Origin of the sequence: Kribbella sp. NBC_00382 (genome assembly GCF_036067295.1) — a bacterium.
Lineage (GTDB): Bacteria > Actinomycetota > Actinomycetes > Propionibacteriales > Kribbellaceae > Kribbella.
This window is the reverse complement of the sequence record NZ_CP107954.1, coordinates 4,173,123-4,189,583: the sequence shown is the minus strand read 5'-3', so window position 1 is coordinate 4,189,583 and position 16,461 is coordinate 4,173,123. Positions and strand designations below refer to the sequence as shown.

Here is a 16,461-nt window from a genome sequence, read left to right as displayed (position 1 = left end):
AAGCCTTTCAAAAGCTAGCCTTTGACCCCGGATTCGAGGCTGGACGAGATGAAGCGACGCTGGAAGGCGATGAACAACCCGACCGCCGGAGCGGCCAGCACACAGGCCCCGGCCAGGACGGCGCCGAACGGGTTCGCCGCTCGCGCCGACACGGTGGTGAGGTAGTTCGACAAGGAGACCGCCAGCGGCTGCAGGTCTTGTTGCTTGGTGATCAGGAACGGCCAGAGGAACTCGTTCCACGGCCCGATGAAGGTCAGCAGCACCCCGGTCAGCAACGCGGGCTTGACCAACGGGATCGCCACCCGCCACAGGATGTTCAGCTCGTTGGCGCCGTCGATCCTGGCCGCGTCGAACAACTCCTGCGGCAACTGCAGGAAGTACTGGCGGAACACGAACACCGCGGTCGAGTTGATCGCGAAGGGAGCGATCATGCCGAGGTACGAATCGGCCAGCCCGTAGCTGCGGACGATCATCACGTACAACGGAATCGTCAGCAGCTGGAACGGCACGACCTGGACCAGCAGCATCAGGTTGAACACCGCGCCCCGGCCGCGGAACTGCAGGCGGGCCAGCGCGTACCCGGTCAGCACTCCGAAGACGAGCGTGCCGAGGATGACCCCGCCGGTGAAGATGCCGGAGTTCAGCAGGGACTTGCCGAGGTGGATCGCGGCGTTGATCTCGACGTAGTTGTGGCCGGTCAGGTTCGACGGGTCCGGGAAGGCACCCCCGACCGAGGGGTCGGGCTCAGCCTGGAGTGAGCCGATCAGCATGTAGTAGAAGGGAAACAGGAAGATGAACGCTCCGACCAGCAAGAGCACGAAGCGCAAGGGACTCTTTCTCATCGGTCCTCCCGCCCTACGAAGCGACGTTCGACCAGGGCCAGCAGCAGTACGCCGATCACCAGCAGGACTCCGATCGCGGAACCGACATCAGGATTGCCCTGCTCGATCCCCTTCTGGTACATGATCAGCACCGGCGAGGCGGAGTGCCCGTCCGGACCGCCGCCCCCGGTGAGCAGGTACGGCTCGGTGAAGAGGTTCGCCCCGGTCACCGTGGCGAGCAGCACGACCAGCGTGGTGGCCGGCCGCACCCCCGGCACGGTGACGTTCCAGAACGACTTCAGCCGCCCGGCGCCGTCCATCGACGCCGCTTCGTACAGATCCTTCGACACGTTCTGCAGCGCGGCCAGGTAGAGCAGGATGAAGAATCCCAACTGCTTCCAGGTCACGTACAACGCTACCGTCGGCATCGCCAGCTTCGAGTTGACCAGCCAAGACGGATCCGGCGCCAGCGGGCCGAGGACCGAGTTGACCAGGCCGTTGGAGTTGAACAGGAACAGCCAGACCCCGACGACGGCGACGCTCGCCGCGACGTACGGGACGTAGTAGCTGACCCGGAAGAACGTGCGCCAGCGGATCGCGCTGTTCAGCGCGTACGCAAGCACCAGCGACAGGATGACCGTGAGCGGGACGTTGATCACCAGGAAGATGCCGACGTTCACGAACGACCGGCGTACCGCCGGATCCGACAGCACCGTCGCGTAGTTGGCGAGCCCGACCCACGGCCGGTCCACGATCGCGCCGGGCGCGGTGAAGAAGTAGTCGTGGAACGACATGTAGACCGCGAAGCCGAGCGGATAGGCGAAGATCACCGCCAGGAACACCACGTACGGCGTGACGAACGCGGTACCGATCGGCTGCTTGCCCAGGATCCCGGCCAGCAGCCCACGGTGCCGGCTCATGACCCGGCGGCGAGCTGGTCGACCTTCTGGACGGCGCCGTCGAAGGCTTCGCCCGGGTCCTGCTGGCCGAAGATCACGGACTTGGAGTAGGTGTCGCGGAAGGTCTGCCAGATGGTGATCGAGTTCGGCACGTTCGGCACCTCGACGGTCCGGGCGGCCTGGTCGGCGAACTGCTTGTAGTCGGGGTTCTTCGTGAAGTACTCCGGGTAGGTGCCGGCGACGTCAGCGCGCAGCGGCATCTGCCCCGTCCCCTCGAGCAGCTTGCCGTCCTGTTCCTTGCTGGTGGCAAACTTCAGCACATCCCACGCCGTGCCACGGTTCTTGCAGGCCGAGTACATCGCGACGTTCTTCGCATCGCTGAACGTGTACGTCTCGGCCGCGGACTTACCGGCCGACGTCGGCACCGGTACTGCGCCCCACTCGACCTTGCCCTTGTACGTCGCGATGGCCCACGGACCCACGATCGCCATCGCCGCGGTGCCGTCGACGAACGAGTCGCCGGTGTACTTCTCCTGCGACGCGAGCTTGTCGGCGTACATCGTCCGCCAGAAGCCGGCCACCTTCTTGCCCTCCTCGGACGCGAACTGAGCCTTGCCGTCGGCAACGAGTTGCTTGCCGCCGGTCTCAGCCGCGAACAGCGGGTAGAAGTCGAACCAGGACTGGTAGAACTCGTTGCTCGGCGCCGGGTAGATGGCGACCTTGGCAGCCTTCGTGGCGACCAGCTTGCGCGAGGTGGCGAGGAACTCGTCGTACGTCGACAGCGGCGGCTTCACCGTGTCGATACCCGCCTTGGCGAAGGCCTTCTTGTTGTAGAAGATCATCACCGGGTTGTCCTTCCACGGCAGCTGGTAGTACTTGCCGTCGGTCGACTTGTACTGCTCGGCGACCTTGCCGGACCGCTCCTCGACGTACGACTTGCCGTCCGGGAAGCTGTCGAGCGCCACCAGGCCACCCTGCTTCTGGAACTGCGAGACGGACGCCGGCGAGGTGTTGAAGATCAGGCAGGGCGCGTTGCCCGCGGTGATCGCGGCGCCGATGACCTCTTCGGAGCTCTTGCCGGTCGGGATCTCCTGCGCGGTCACCTTCTGGTCCGGGTGCGCCGCGTTCCAAGCAGCCACCATCTGCTTGCCCCAGGCCACTTCCTCGGCGTTGTTCGACACCCAGACGGTGATCTCGCCCTTGGCCTGGGCGGCAGCGTCGGCATTGCCGCCGCCACCGCTGCTGCCGCAGGCAGCCGCAGTACCGGCTAGACCGAAGGCCAGTACAGCGGCCATGACTTTGCGTTTCATGAGTCCTCCAGGTTGGCGGTTGACCGCCGGATGATCAGGCGAGCGGGCGGCAGTTCCACATCCGGTACTGCGCCCCCGTCACCGTCGATGAGCTGGTTGAGAGTGCGTGCGGCCGCTTCGCCGAAGGCGTGCGGATCGGCGCGCACTGTGGTCAGACCGGGATGGACGAACTCGGCGAGCTCGCTGTCGTCGAAGCCGGCCACGCTGAGGTCCTCGGGGACGCGCAGCCCGGCTTGTTGCGCTGCGCCCATGCCCGCGATCGCCATCCGGTCGTTGGCGTAGACGATCGCGGTCGGCCGGTCCGGCAGGGCGAGCAACCGCTTGGTCGACTCGGTCCCGCCGACGGCCGTGAAGTCGCTGGTCTCGATCGCGGCAGGCTGCAGACCTGCCGCGGCGAGAGCGGAGACGAATGCTTCAGTACGTGCGGTCGCGTGCACGAAGTCCTGCGGACCGGCGACGTGCGCGATCCGGCGGTGGCCGAGCTCGAGCAGGTGCTGGACGACCGCGATCGTGCCCGGCCGGTCGTCCAGACAGACCGCAGGGAAGGGCGATGGGACCTCGGGACGGTTCAAGGTGACGGCCGGCAGACCCAGCGAGGTCAGCAGGTCGATCCGGGGATCGTTGTGCCGGAGGTCGGAGAGGAAGACCCCGTCGACGCGCCCGTCCTGAGCCAGCCGCCTGTACCCCGCTTCCTCACCCTCGCCGGGTGCGACGACCTGGAGGACCAGGGCCTGCCCGCGCGGTGCGAGCACGCTCTCGACCCCGCCGATGAAGGACGGGAAGAACGGGTCCGACGAGAGCACACCGGGGTCTCTGGTGATCACCAGGCCGAGCGCGAACGCCTTCGAGACCGAGAGCGATCGGGCCCGGCTGCTCGGCCGCCAGCCCAGTTCGTCGGCGGCCGCCAGGATCCGGTCGACAGTGGTCTGGGCCAGCCCGGGCCGACCGTTCAGCGCGAAGGAGACCGCGCCCTTGGAAACGCCTGCGCGGGTCGCGACATCCGCGATCGTCGGCCGTTCCTTGCTCATCAGTGTCCCTCGGTGAGTGTTTAAACCGGTTTAATCGCTCACTAAACCGGTACAAACGTTCGCCGTCAAGGGTTCGGTGGCGATGCACGGCAATGCGCTAACCGCAGGTTTCCGCGCACTCGTTTGCAGTTTCCCTTGACGGTGCGTCACCTGATCGCTTAACTAAGCCATCAGCGCCGGGCCTCCCAGCCCCGCTGCAGTGACGCACCCAGCCGGTAGCGAACGAAGTTCGGAGTCCGGTTTTCAGGCGCCAGGGCGACGGCCCGAGGCGGGGTACGCGTCCCCAGGACCGATGGAGCAAATCGTGTCCCGTTCCCGAACCGCCCGTCTGATGGTGGCCGCCGCGGCCGTCGCCATCGCCACTGCTACCGCCCTCACCCCGACCGCCGCCAACGCGGCCGTCACCCTCCCGCCCACCCACGCCAAGTTCGACTACCAGATCGGTGGCGCCTACACGCCGCCCGCCGGCGTTCAGGTCGTCACCCGCGACCGCACCGCCTCCCCTGCCGCCGGCCTCTACAACATCTGTTACGTGAACGCCTTCCAGGTCCAGCCCGGCGAGCAGGGTCAGTGGGACTCCGACCTGCTGCTCCGCGACGCCGCCGGCAAGCTCGTCATCGACGAGGACTGGGGCGAACCGCTGCTCGACATCCGGGGCGCCAAGGCCGCCCGGGTCGCCGCCAAGGTCAACGGCTGGATCGACGGCTGCGCGACCAAGGGCTACAAGGCGATCGAGCCGGACAACTACGACAGCTACGAGCGCTCGAAGAACCTGATCACCACCGCTCAGGCCCGGACGTACCTGAAGCTGCTGGCCGACCACGCGCATGTGAAGAACCTGGCCATCGCGCAGAAGAACACCGTCGACCTGGCGCAGTACCGGACCACTGTCGGCCTGGACTTCGCGGTGGCCGAGGAGTGCGGTCAGTACAGCGAGTGCGGTGACTACGTCGACTACTTCGGCAACAACGTCATCGTGATCGAGTACACCAACGCCGGCCGCACCAGGGCCTGCTCCGGCTTCGGATCCACGTTGAGCATCGTCCAGCGCGACGTCGACGTCTCCACCCCAGGTACCAGCGGTTACGTCCGCAAGACCTGCTGATCTCCCCCTCCCAACCCAAGTCCTAGGGGTTACCCATGTCTGCACCAACCCGTCGCGACATCCTTCGCTTCTCCGCCGCCCTGGCCGCCGCCGGCACGCTCGCCGCCTGCGGCAAGTCAAGCGATGACGAGGCAGCCGGTGGCGTCGTCACCGTCGATCTCTGGCACGGCCAGACCGACACCGGCAAGAAGGCGCTCGATGCCTTGATCAAGCAGTTCAACGACACACATCCACAGATCAAGATCGTCGGCGGTGGCGGTGGGGTGACGGCGGACAGCATGCTGCAAAAGGTGACTGCGGGCCTCGCTGCGGGGTCCTTCCCGGATATCGCCTACATCTTCGGGTCGGACCTCGCCAGCATCACCCGCAGCCCTCAGGTGGTGGACCTGTCCACAGTGGACCTCAAGGACGCCTGGCCGGCGGCGCGCGACGCCGTCACGGTCAAGGGCAAGATCCGGGCGATGCCGGCCCTGCTCGACTCGCTCTGCGTTGTCTACAACAAGGAACTCTTCGCCGCGTCCGGAGTACCGGAGCCGAAGGCAGGCTGGACCTGGGACGACTTCGTCACCACCGCCCAGAAGCTGAACAATCCGGCCAAGGGCGTCTTCGGGACCGGCTGGCCGGGCGTCGGCGACGAGGACACGGTCTGGCGGCTCTGGCCGATGATCTGGGACCTCGGCGGCGACGTCGTCAGCCAGGACGGCAAGACCGTGGCCTTCGACAAGGTCGGCGAGCAGGTGCTCGGCACACTCGACAAGCTGCGCTCCGACAAGTCCCTCTACATCGACCCCAAGCCGGGCAGCGAGCAGCTCTACCAGGTCTTCCTCGGCGGCCGGATGGCAATGGTTGCCACCGGCCCCTGGCAGCTGCCCGACGTCCTCGACAAGGGCATCGACTACGGCGTCGTACCACTTCCCTCGTACTCCGGTAAGGCCGTCACCATCTCGGGCCCCGACACCTGGACCGTGTTCGACAACGGCAAGGCGCGGGTCAAGGCGGCGACCGAGTTCGTCAAATGGCTCAACGATCCCAAGCAGGACGTCCAGTGGGACATCCAGGCCGGTAGCCTCCCGGTCAGCACCACGACGGCCGCCCTGCCCGAGTGGAAGAAGCACGCGACTGCCACCAAGGGGCTGCAGGTGTTCGTCGATGCGCTGGAGACAGCGCGAGTACGGCCGACCATCACGCAGTACCCGCAGATTTCGCAGCATCTCGGGGAGGCGACCGTCGCCGTGCTGCTCGGCAGGAAGTCCCCGGGTGACGCGCTCGGTGAGTGCGTCAAGGCGTGCAACGCTCTCCTGGCTGTGCCGAGCTGATGGCCAGTGTCGTCGGCACCTTCACCATCGACCCTCGAGCGCGGCGGGCAGCGGCGAAGCGGCGTACGAGGGGTGAAGGGGCGACCGCCTGGGCGTTCGTGAGTCCGTCGGTGCTGATCATCCTCGGGCTGAGCGTCGTACCGGTGCTGTGGTCGTTGCTGCTGTCGTTCCAGTCGAACGACCTGGTCTCGCCGAGTTCGTGGGTGGGGCTGGCCAACTACAAGGCGCTGGCGGCCGATCCGGCCTTCGCCTCGGCGGTTGAGCACACGCTGCTCTACACGGTTTTGTACGTGCCGCTCAGCGTGGTGGGCGGGCTGGCGATCGCGTTGATGCTGGATCGGCAGATCCGGTTCATCAGCCTCTATCGCACGCTGGTGTTCGTGCCGTTCGTCGTCTCGGCGGCTGCACAGGGGGTGCTGTTCTCGTTCGTGCTCGACCCGGAGTTCGGGGCGGCCAACTCGGTGCTGCACAAGCTGGGGTTGCCGGCGCAGGGGTTCTTCAGCGATCCGGGGCAGGCGATGTATCTGCTCGTCGCGATCTCGTTGTGGAGCGGTACCGGGTTCTGCGTCATCGTCTATCTCGCGGGGCTGCAAGGCGTTCCCAACGAGTTGGTCGAGGCGGCGCGGATCGATGGGGCGGGGCGTACCGGCGTACTGCGGCACGTGGTGCTGCCGACGCTGACGCCGGTGACGATCTTCCTGGTGCTGTTCCAGACGATCAACGCGTTGCAGGTGTTCGATCTGGTCTTCGTCACCACGAAGGGCGGGCCACTCGGCTCGACGACTGTGATCGTGTACTTCATCTGGGAGAAGGCGTTCAAGACCTTCACCGCCGGCTACAGCGCGGCCGCGGCGTACGCGCTGGCTGTTGCGTTGCTCGTGATCGGGCTTGCGTTGCAGCTCTATCGACGGAGGGCGGCGGCGCGATGAAGAGATTGCCCTTCAGTCCCTGGCATTTTGTACTGGCGCCGCTGGCTCTGTTGTTCGCGTTGCCGTTGCTGTGGTTGCTGGTGAGTTCGGTGATGAGCAACGCGGAGATCAACCGGTTCCCGCCGGCGCTGATTCCTTCTGGCATCAAGCTGGACGGCTATCGCTTCGTGCTGGGCAACGCGTTGTTCCCGCGCTGGTTCCTCAACTCGTTCATTGTCTCGGCCGTTGCGGTAAGCGCCAATCTGGTGCTCGGGTCGCTGGGTGGGTATGCCTTCGCACGGATGCGGTTCGCGGGGTCGAAGCTGCTGCTCGGGCTGATGCTCGCGACGATGGTGATCCCGTTCCAGCTGACGATGATCCCGACCTTCCTGGTGATGAAGGAGCTCGGCCTGATCGACACCCTGGGCGCGCTAATCATCCCGTCCCTGGTGACGCCGTTCTCGGTGTTCCTGTTCCGCCAGTTCTTCGTCTCGCTACCACGCGAGCTGGAGGAGGCTGCCTGGCTCGACGGCTGTGGGCGGCTGCGGATCCTCGTGTCCGTGGTACTTCCGCTGGCCAAGCCTGCGCTCAGCACGGTCGCGGTACTGACGTTCCTGAGTACTTGGAACGACCTGACCTGGCCGCTGATCGCCATCAATCACGACACCAACTACACACTCCAGCTCGGCCTGACGACCTTCCAAGGCCAGCACCACACCCAGTGGGCGGCGGTGATGGCGGGCAACGTCATCACGGTGCTGCCTGTCTTGCTGGGCTTCCTGCTGGCCCAGAAGGCGTTCATCCGCTCGCTGGCTTCTACGGGACTAAAAGGTTGAAACATATGGAGACACAGAAAAACACGCCCTCGCTTCGCTCGGGGGTGGTGGGGGTGGATCTGTTGATCATCGGAGACGCCGACTCTGCCGCGATCTTGGCGAGCGGCGCAGGTCGCTTGGGGCTGAGCGTCGATGTGGCGGACGACGTGTCGAGTGAGCTGCTGCGGTCGACACGGCATGTGCATGCCACCTCGTTTTACCGGACGCCCGAGCTCGGCTCCCGGCTCGCCGTGCTCTTCAAGGAGGCGAAGAACCACAAAGCTTCCACCTCGCTCGCCATCGATGACGACCCGTCGGGGCGCTGGGACCGCGTCGTACTGGATGGAGCTCTGCGGGTGACCGACGTCCTGCTGCTCAACGCCTCGGCGGCGCACGCGCTGACCGGACACCCTGTACTGGCCGACGCGGCCGGCATCCTGGCTCGGCGCGGGCCGCTGGTGGTCGTGCGCGATGGTGCTGCCGGAGCGCTGGCTCATGACGGGTCGAAGGTGCGATCGGTCGGTACGTTGCCGGTGGATGCGGCCGGAGATGGCTTCGACGCGGGGTACCTGGCCGCGATGCTGAGAGGGCTCGGTCGGGACCGGGCGCTGTCGATCGCCGTGGAGAGTGCGCGATGACCAAGATCGCCTTCATCGGCGCGGGCAGCGTCGTCTTCACCCAGGGCCTGCTGGCCGATCTGTTCAGCTTCAAAGATCTCGGCTCGTTGCGGATCGCCTTGCACGACATCGATCCTGAGCGGCTCGCCACTGCAGCGGGAGCTGCGTCGGCCATCGCCGCTTCGTTGGGAGTTTCGCCGGAGATCACGGCGCATCTCGACCGGCGGGCGGCGCTGGAGGGCTGTGACTTCGTCATCAACATCATCCAGGTGGGGATGAACGAGGCGACCCGGATCGATTTCGAGCTGCCGGCGCGGTACGGAGTACGGCAGACGATCGCGGACACGCTCGGCGTCGGCGGGGTGTTCCGGGCGCTGCGGACCTTCCCGGTACTCCGCGGGCTCGCGGCCGACATCGCGGAGATCTGTCCGGATGCCTGGCTGCTGAACTACACGAACCCGATGGCGATGAATGTCTGGTACTTGTCGGCGCTCGGTGTGAAGAACGTCGTCGGCCTGTGCCACTCGGTTTACTGGACGATGAACGACCTGTCGGCGTTGGTTGGCGTGCCTCTGGGTGAGGTGTCCTACTTGGCGGCTGGGGTCAATCATCAGGCGTGGGTACTGCGCTTCGAACACCAAGGGCGCAATCTGTACCCGGCGTTGAATGAGGTGATCGCGCGGGATCCCGAGCTGGCTCGACGGGTGCGGGTGGACATGTACAAGCGACTCGGCCACTACCCGACGGAGACTAGCGAGCACTCGTCGGAGTACGTGCCGTGGTACTTGCATGACGCGGCCGAGGTGGAGCGCCTGCGGCTGCCCGTCGGCGACTACCTACGGATCGTCGAGGAGAACGTCGCCCTGTACGAAGGCACCCGCGACGCTCTGAAGGCCGGCGACCCACTACCGGTCGAGGGCACGATGGAGTACGCCCCTCAGGTCATCCACAGCATCGTCACCGGCACACCCCGAACCATCTACGGCAACGTGCCGAACACCGGCCTCATCTCCAACCTCCCCGACGGCGCGGTAGTCGAAGTCCCTTGTCTGGTTGACTCCTTGGGCGTCCAGCCCACCTCAGTCGGCGCCCTGCCGGCGCAATGTGCGGCGCTGAACCGCGCCTACATCGGCGTCAACGAACTGGTCGTCCGGGCGGCCCTGGAGGAAGACCCCCGCTCGATCCGCCAGGCGATGATGGTCGACCCCGCCACCTCAGCAGCCCTAACCGTCCAGGACATCTGGTCCCTTGCCAACGACCTGGTGGATGCCCACAGCAACTACCTGGATCCCGCTCTCAAGGCGAGGATCAATCTGTGAGTGCAGCCCTCAGGTAGTTCTTGTAGGTGGCGAGGTCGGCGACGACTGCTGCGGCTGTGGTGTTGGAGCGGAGGGCTCCAACACCTTGGCCTGCGTACAGGGAAGCTGCGGTGGGGTCGGCGGCTCGGGTGGCGGTGACGTACTGGTTGTGGCCTTCGTCGTCTGACTTGAGGGATTCCTCGCGGCCTTCCCACGTGTCGTAGAAGGTGTTGCGGAGGGCCCGGCCGCCGTATTCGTCGGGCCAGCCGGCTCGGGAGGCGGCGTCGAAGACTGTGCCGTAGACGGTGTCGGTTTCGTCGGCTTCCAAGAGGCGTTGGCGGGAGGTTTCAGGAGTTAGCGCCTCTTCGCAGGTGAGGAAGGCCGTGCCGATCCAGCCTCCTGCGGCGCCGGCGGCCAGTACGGCGGCTAGGCCCCGCGCGCCCGAGATGCCGCCCCCGGCCAGCACCGGGAGGTCGGTGAGGTCCAGGATCGCTTGCAGCAAAGGGAGGGTGCCGACGGCGTTGCGCCCGTGCCCGCCGGCTTCGGCGCCGCGGACGACGATGGCGTCGACTCCGGCGGCGATCGCCTCGCGGGCATCGGCGACGGTGCCGGCCTGGGTCGCGACCACGATGCCAGCGGCGCGCAGCGGTTCGACGTACGGGCTGTAGTCGCCGAAGCTGAGCGAGACCAGCGCCGGCTTCAGGTCGAGTACTGCCTCCAGGTGCTCAGGATGCTCCTTCACCGACCACGCCATCAGCCCAATCCCATACGGCCGACCACCCTCTGCAGCGATGGCACCCTCGGTGCGGATCCACTCGGCCGATACCGCGGACCCGGCGCCGAGCATCCCGAGCGCACCTGCCGCCGAGATCGCCCCGGTCAGCCGTCCGCCACTCACGTTCGCCATCGGCGCCCCGACCACCGGCACCGACAACCCGAACGTCTCCGTCAACCAGGTGCCCATCCGTCCACTCCCTCTCAACAAGGCGAAAGCCCGCCCCCGAGCATCCAGGGCGGGCCTTCGAGAGTACTGCTTGGTTACTTGTAGACGTCCGACGCAGCGTCGCCGTGGCAGCGCTTGTACTTCTTGCCGGAGCCACACGGGCAGACCGCATTGCGCGGGGTGCCCGGGTATTCCAGCGCGCCACCCTCGACAGCGTCGGCGTGCACCGAGACCTCGTCGTCGCCGTCGATCGTCGGCGCCGAGTAGGTCAGCCGCTGCGGACGGCTCTCGGTGGACAGGCCCTTGGCGCGCAGCTTCGGGGTGTCCTGCGGACGCGGCGAGTCCTGCGGCCGGTCGTCGTCGTCATCCACCGCGGCCTGACGGCCCGGGAACTCGGCGACCGGAGCGCCCGGCACCAGGATGTCCTCGGCCTCGGTCTCCTCGAGCTCGGCCAGCTCAGCCTGCGCGGCCAGGTCGGCCTGCATCGCCTCGATGTCGACCTCGACGTTGAAGATGAACGCGACCGACTCCTCCTTGATGGACTCCATCATGGCGGCGAACATGTCGTAGCCCTCGCGCTGGTACTCGACCAGCGGGTCGCGCTGCGCCATCGCACGCAGGCCGATGCCCTCGCGCAGGTAGTCCATCTCGTACAGGTGCTCGCGCCACTTGCGGTCGAGCACGCTCAGCACCACGCGGCGCTCGAGCTCGCGCATCGCCTCGCTGCCGAGGGTCTCCTCGCGCCGTGCGTACGCCTCGCGGGCGTCGGTGATGAAGGTGTCGATCAGGAAGTCCTGGGTGAGCCCGGAGCGGTCGCCGCCGGCCTCCTCGATCAGGGCGTCCTCGGTGACCTCGGTCTGGTACAGCGTCTTCAGCGCGGTGAACAGCTGGTCCAGGTCCCAGTCCTCGGCGAACCCGTCGGCGGTCGCGCCCTGCACGTAGCCGGTGACCGTCTCGTCGAGCATGTCGAGCACCTGGTCCTGCAGGTCGGCGCCCTCGAGCACCCGACGGCGCTCGTCGTAGACGACGTGCCGCTGCCGGTTCATCACGTCGTCGTACTTGAGGATGTTCTTCCGGGTCTCGAAGTTCTGCGCCTCGACCTGGGACTGCGCCGACGCGATCGCCTTGGTGACGACCTTGTTCTCCAGCGGCACCGTGTCGTCGTCGTTGCGCGACATCGCCCAGTCGACCATCTCGCGCTTGAACAGGCGCATCAGATCGTCTTCCAGCGACAGGTAGAAGCGGGACTCGCCCGGGTCGCCCTGCCGGCCGGAACGACCGCGCAGCTGGTTGTCGATCCGGCGCGACTCGTGCCGCTCGGTGCCCAGCACGTACAGGCCGCCCGCGTCGCGGACCTCGACCTGCTCGTCCTTGACCAGCTTCTCGAACTTCTCCAGGACCTTCGGGTACTCCGCCTCGTAGTCCTCGGCGGACTCGACCGGGTCGATGCCGCGGGCGCGCAGGTCCTTGTCGGCCAGGTGCTCGGGGTTGCCGCCGAGGATGATGTCGGTACCACGGCCGGCCATGTTGGTGGCCACCGTGACGGCGTTCTTACGACCCGCCTCGGCGACGATCGCGGCCTCACGCGCGTGCTGCTTCGCGTTCAGCACCTCGTGCGCGATGTTGCGCTTGCGGAGCTGGTTGGACAGCCGCTCGGACTTCTCGACGCTGGTCGTACCGACCAGGATCGGCTGACCGGTCTCGTGCCGCTTGGCGATGTCCTCGACGACCGCCTCGAACTTGGCCTCTTCGGTGCGGTAGATCAGGTCGCGCTGGTCCTGGCGGACCATCGGCTTGTTGGTCGGGATCGGGACGACGCCGAGACCGTAGATCTTGGAGAACTCGGCGGCCTCGGTCATCGCCGTACCGGTCATGCCGGCCAGCTTGGAGTACAGCCGGAAGTAGTTCTGCAGCGTGATGGTCGCCAGCGTCTGGTACTCCTCCTTGATCTCGACCTTTTCCTTGGCCTCGATCGCCTGGTGGAGTCCCTCGTTGTAGCGGCGGCCGTGCAGCGTCCGGCCGGTGTGCTCGTCGACGATCAGCACCTCGCCGTCGACGACCACGTAGTCCTTGTCCTTGCGGAACAGGTCCTTGGCCTTCAGCGCGTTGTTCAGGTAGCTGATCAGCGGGGTGTTGGCCGACTCGTACAGGTTGTCGATGCCGAGCCGGTCCTCGACCTTCTCGATCCCGCGCTCGAGGATGGCGACGGTGCGCTTCTTCTCGTCCACCTCGTAGTCGGCGACCGGGCGCTGGTCCTCGGCGATCTTGTCGTCGGCGAACCGGGGCTTGAGGGCGTTGGCGAGGTTGGCCATCTCGACGTACCAGCGCTGGGAGTCCTCAGCCGGGCCGGAGATGATCAGCGGCGTCCGGGCCTCGTCGACCAGGATCGAGTCGACCTCGTCCACGATCGCGTAGTTGTGCTCGCGCTGGACGCAGTCCTCGATCGAGTTGGCCATGTTGTCGCGCAGGTAGTCGAAGCCGAACTCGTTGTTCGTGCCGTAGGTGATGTCCTTGGCGTAGGCCACCCGGCGCTCGGCCGGCGACATCTCCGGCAGGATCACGCCGTAGTCGAGGCCGAGGAAGTGGTACACCCGGCCCATCCACTCGGCCTGGAAGCGGGCCAGGTAGTCGTTCACCGTGACCACGTGCACCCCCTTGCCGGACAGCGCGTTCAGGTACGTCGGGAGGGTGCCGACCAGGGTCTTGCCCTCACCGGTCTTCATCTCCGCGATGTTGCCCAGGTGCAGCGCGGCGCCACCCATGATCTGGACGTCGTAGTGGCGCTGGTGCAGGGTCCGCTTGGCCGCTTCGCGGACGACCGCGAAGGCCTCCGGCAGCAGGCCGTCCAGGGACTCCCCGTTGTCGACCCGTTGCTTGAAGTCGGCTGTCTGGGCGCGCAGCTCTTCGTCGGACATGCCGAGGAAGTCGTCCTCGATCGAGTTCACCACCTTGGCGATGGTCTCGAGCTTGCGAACGATCTTGCCCTCGCCGATCCGCAGTAACTTGTCGAACGCCTTCATCGTGGGGGGTCCACTCCTTGACTGTGCAGCCTTCAATGCGGCGGGTGCCTGACCGTGCTCATCCGGTAATGGACGCAACACAGCCCGCCCGCCTGGCGGGCGTCACCCATGGTACTGGGCCACAAGCGTCACCCCACGCGCCGGAGTGCGTCGCACCCATGCCCCACCCACGAGTGGGGTAGCCAGAAAGTTCCAGTACTACGCCCCGCGACGGCGCTACGGGGTGGCGGTGGCGAGGCGCAAGCGGGGCTACTGGGCGCGGAGGGCGACGCTCAGGGCTGGGGAGAGGTCTCCGCCACCGACCGCGCGGACTTGGGTGAGGCCCAGCCAGGACGCCAGCTGGATGAGCTCGGCTGCCAGCTCCTCGGGGGTCTCCGCGGGCGCCTTCGGCTCGGCGTGGGCTGATTGGACTAGGAGGGTGCCGGTGGGGCGGTCGGCTTTCAGGTCTACTCGAGCTACAAGGCGGTCGCCTAGGAGGAAAGGGAGGACGTAGTAGCCGTGGACTCGTTTCTCGGCGGGGACGTAGATCTCGATGCGGTAGCGGAAGTCGAAGAGGACCTCGGTGCGGGTGCGTTCGAAGACCAGCGAGTCGAACGGGCTGACCAGGGCTCGGGTGTTGACCCGGCGTGGGAGCTTGGCGTCGCGGTGGAGGTAGGCCTGACGTTTCCAGCCCTGGATGGTGACCGGCAGCAGTTCCCCCTCCTCGACCAGCTCGGCGATCGCCTGCGCAGTCGGAGCGGGCGAAGTACGGAAGTAGTCCTTCAGGCATTGAGCAGTCGCGACCCCATGCGCCCGGGCGGCGATCGACACCAGCCCGCGGTGCGCTTCCTCCGAGGTCGGCGTCGGCGTGGCGACGACCGAGGCAGGCAGCACCCGCTCAGGGACGTCGTACATCCGCTCGAACTGCTGGTTCCGCCTGGCCACCGTGATCTCGCCGGCGAAGAACAGGAACTCCAGCGCCCGCTTCACGTCCGACCAGTTCCACCCCCAGTTGGTCCGGTCGCGCTCGACGTCGTCGTCGATCTCCCGCGCCGTCAACGGCCCGTGCTCGCGCACATCAGCCAGCACCTGCTTGACCAGATCCGGCCGCTCGACCGCGATCGACCGCGGCCCACCCCACGCCTCGGTACTCGCCCGAGCCATCCGCCACCGCATCAGCGGATGCGTCTCGACCGGGATCAGCGACGCCTCGTGAGCCCAGTACTCCACCAGCTTGCGGGGCGACTTCCCACCAGCCCGGTCGAGCAGCTCCCGCGGGTACGGGCCCAGCCGGGAGTACAGAGGCAGGTACTGCGCCCTGCTGAGCACGTTCACCGAGTCGATCTGGATCAGCCCGATCCGCCCGAGCACGCGAGCCAGCGCCCGCATGTCCGGCACCCCCTTCGGGCGCGGATCGGTGAACCCCTGGGCGGCGAGCGCGATCCGCCGGGCCTGAGCCGTCGACAACACCTCCGTGATCACCTCACGAAGTCTGCCCGACCCCACCGACAAAAACTCAAGCCGAGTCCTGGACGTCGATGATCACTACCCGATCCGCGAGCTCCGGCGCCGCGCCCGGAGGCAACAACCCCCGCGTCCACAGCTCGTCGACCAGCCGGAACCGCCCGTGCTGCAGCCGGCTCACCACGATGGCCGCGGCTTGCTTGCCGGTGATACCGGGGAGGGTGTCGATGACGTCGGCAGGAGCCTCGTTGAGGTCGACCAGCCCGCCATCGTCGTACTGCCGGGGCAGGTCGGGGCGGCCGATCCCCAGGCTCCGCGCCAGAGCAGGTTGCTCAGCAGCGAGCTGCCGCGCCTGACTCCGCCGGAGGGGATCCGGCGCGAGACCGTATGCCTGCGGGTGGCCAACCCGTGGCGGCTGCTGCGGCTGGAGGAAGTACGGGTTCTGCTTTGGCTTCCGGTAGAGGGGACTGCCGATCACCACCGCCGCCTGGAAGGCGCAGAGGACATTGGCCAGCAGATAGACCAGGGTGGCGAACACCTGGCCGTTGGTGAGCTCAGGCTCGTCCGACTCGAGCACATAGAAAATATAGAAGGCAGTCACGGCCAGGTAGCCCACTGCCGACAGCCCGAGGAAGGCACTGCGCCGCTTGATGGCGACCAGGCCCGTCATCAGCCAGCCGCCCAGCCCGATGGTCACCACCGGCACCGCCGCCCCGAGGAACTTGAGCAGCACGACCTTCCACCCGGACGCCCTCGGCGCCTCGTGCGAGAGGTACGGCGGTATGCCAGTCCCCATCAGATCCTCCCCTTGTCCGGTCAGAGTGTAGGGATAGGTCCGGTCATAACTCTGGTGTTACCGCAAGTGAGAGGTGCGCTACCAGGGGTAGCCGGGAGAGTGTGCGGGTAGGCCGCGCCGCCCGCGCAGCCCCTATCACCCT

Annotated in this window: 14 protein-coding genes; 6 read left to right on the top strand and 8 right to left on the bottom strand. The window is 66.8% G+C overall.

The features are described from left to right. Positions 1 to 14 precede the first annotated feature (14 nt). From OHA70_RS20390 to OHA70_RS20375, 4 genes are read right to left on the bottom strand one after another with little or no spacing between them, the layout of a single operon-like run. Positions 15 to 842 (bottom strand): carbohydrate ABC transporter permease, encoded by an 828-nt coding sequence (locus tag OHA70_RS20390; protein WP_328334922.1) that lies wholly within the window; start codon positions 840 to 842, stop codon positions 15 to 17. Further along, the gene (locus OHA70_RS20385; protein WP_328334920.1) at positions 839 to 1,741 is read right to left on the bottom strand and encodes a carbohydrate ABC transporter permease; all 903 of its coding nucleotides are present in this window, start codon (positions 1,739 to 1,741) and stop codon (positions 839 to 841) included. The genes OHA70_RS20390 and OHA70_RS20385 overlap by 4 nt, the downstream gene beginning before the upstream one ends. Then, on the bottom strand, positions 1,738 to 3,030 hold the full coding sequence (locus OHA70_RS20380) for an extracellular solute-binding protein (RefSeq protein ID WP_328334918.1): 1,293 nt from the start codon (positions 3,028 to 3,030) through the stop codon (positions 1,738 to 1,740). Before OHA70_RS20380 ends, OHA70_RS20385 begins: the two co-directional genes overlap by 4 nt. Continuing rightward, positions 3,027 to 4,058, bottom strand: a complete 1,032-nt coding sequence (locus OHA70_RS20375) for a LacI family DNA-binding transcriptional regulator (RefSeq protein WP_328334916.1) — start codon at positions 4,056 to 4,058, stop codon at positions 3,027 to 3,029. Before OHA70_RS20375 ends, OHA70_RS20380 begins: the two co-directional genes overlap by 4 nt. Positions 4,059 to 4,362: 304 nt before the next feature. Here OHA70_RS20375 and OHA70_RS20370 point away from each other — a divergent pair, with 304 nt between their 5' ends. From OHA70_RS20370 to OHA70_RS20345, 6 genes are read left to right on the top strand one after another with little or no spacing between them, the layout of a single operon-like run. Then, positions 4,363 to 5,163 carry an endo alpha-1,4 polygalactosaminidase gene (locus OHA70_RS20370; protein ID WP_328334914.1) on the top strand — a complete coding sequence of 267 codons (801 nt, stop codon included), beginning with the start codon at positions 4,363 to 4,365 and terminating at the stop codon, positions 5,161 to 5,163. A gap of 35 nt (positions 5,164 to 5,198) precedes the next feature. Continuing rightward, positions 5,199 to 6,479 (top strand): ABC transporter substrate-binding protein, encoded by a 1,281-nt coding sequence (locus OHA70_RS20365; protein WP_328334912.1) that lies wholly within the window; start codon positions 5,199 to 5,201, stop codon positions 6,477 to 6,479. Then, on the top strand, positions 6,449 to 7,408 hold the full coding sequence (locus tag OHA70_RS20360; protein WP_328334910.1) for a carbohydrate ABC transporter permease: 960 nt from the start codon (positions 6,449 to 6,451) through the stop codon (positions 7,406 to 7,408). Before OHA70_RS20365 ends, OHA70_RS20360 begins: the two co-directional genes overlap by 31 nt. Further along, a complete protein-coding gene (locus tag OHA70_RS20355; RefSeq protein ID WP_328334908.1) occupies positions 7,405 to 8,223 on the top strand; it encodes a carbohydrate ABC transporter permease in 819 nt (272 codons plus the stop codon). The genes OHA70_RS20360 and OHA70_RS20355 overlap by 4 nt, the downstream gene beginning before the upstream one ends. A gap of 5 nt (positions 8,224 to 8,228) precedes the next feature. After that, positions 8,229 to 8,840 (top strand): carbohydrate kinase family protein, encoded by a 612-nt coding sequence (locus OHA70_RS20350; RefSeq protein ID WP_328334906.1) that lies wholly within the window; start codon positions 8,229 to 8,231, stop codon positions 8,838 to 8,840. Continuing rightward, on the top strand, positions 8,837 to 10,138 hold the full coding sequence (locus tag OHA70_RS20345; RefSeq protein WP_328334904.1) for an alpha-glucosidase/alpha-galactosidase: 1,302 nt from the start codon (positions 8,837 to 8,839) through the stop codon (positions 10,136 to 10,138). The genes OHA70_RS20350 and OHA70_RS20345 overlap by 4 nt, the downstream gene beginning before the upstream one ends. Here the strand turns inward: OHA70_RS20345 and OHA70_RS20340 are convergent. The 4 genes from OHA70_RS20340 to OHA70_RS20325 all read right to left on the bottom strand — a co-directional run bounded on the left by OHA70_RS20340 (position 10,128) and on the right by OHA70_RS20325 (position 16,319). Beyond that, positions 10,128 to 11,081 (bottom strand): NAD(P)H-dependent flavin oxidoreductase, encoded by a 954-nt coding sequence (locus OHA70_RS20340; protein ID WP_328334902.1) that lies wholly within the window; start codon positions 11,079 to 11,081, stop codon positions 10,128 to 10,130. The genes OHA70_RS20345 and OHA70_RS20340 overlap by 11 nt on opposite strands. 74 nt (positions 11,082 to 11,155) lie before the next feature. Then, positions 11,156 to 14,080 (bottom strand): preprotein translocase subunit SecA, encoded by a 2,925-nt coding sequence (secA, locus tag OHA70_RS20335; protein ID WP_328334900.1) that lies wholly within the window; start codon positions 14,078 to 14,080, stop codon positions 11,156 to 11,158. 249 nt (positions 14,081 to 14,329) lie between these two features. Then, the gene (locus OHA70_RS20330) at positions 14,330 to 15,541 is read right to left on the bottom strand and encodes a winged helix-turn-helix domain-containing protein (protein WP_328334898.1); all 1,212 of its coding nucleotides are present in this window, start codon (positions 15,539 to 15,541) and stop codon (positions 14,330 to 14,332) included. Positions 15,542 to 15,575: 34 nt separating this feature from the next. Further along, the gene (locus OHA70_RS20325) at positions 15,576 to 16,319 is read right to left on the bottom strand and encodes a ComEA family DNA-binding protein (RefSeq protein WP_328334896.1); all 744 of its coding nucleotides are present in this window, start codon (positions 16,317 to 16,319) and stop codon (positions 15,576 to 15,578) included. Positions 16,320 to 16,461: the final 142 nt, after the last annotated feature.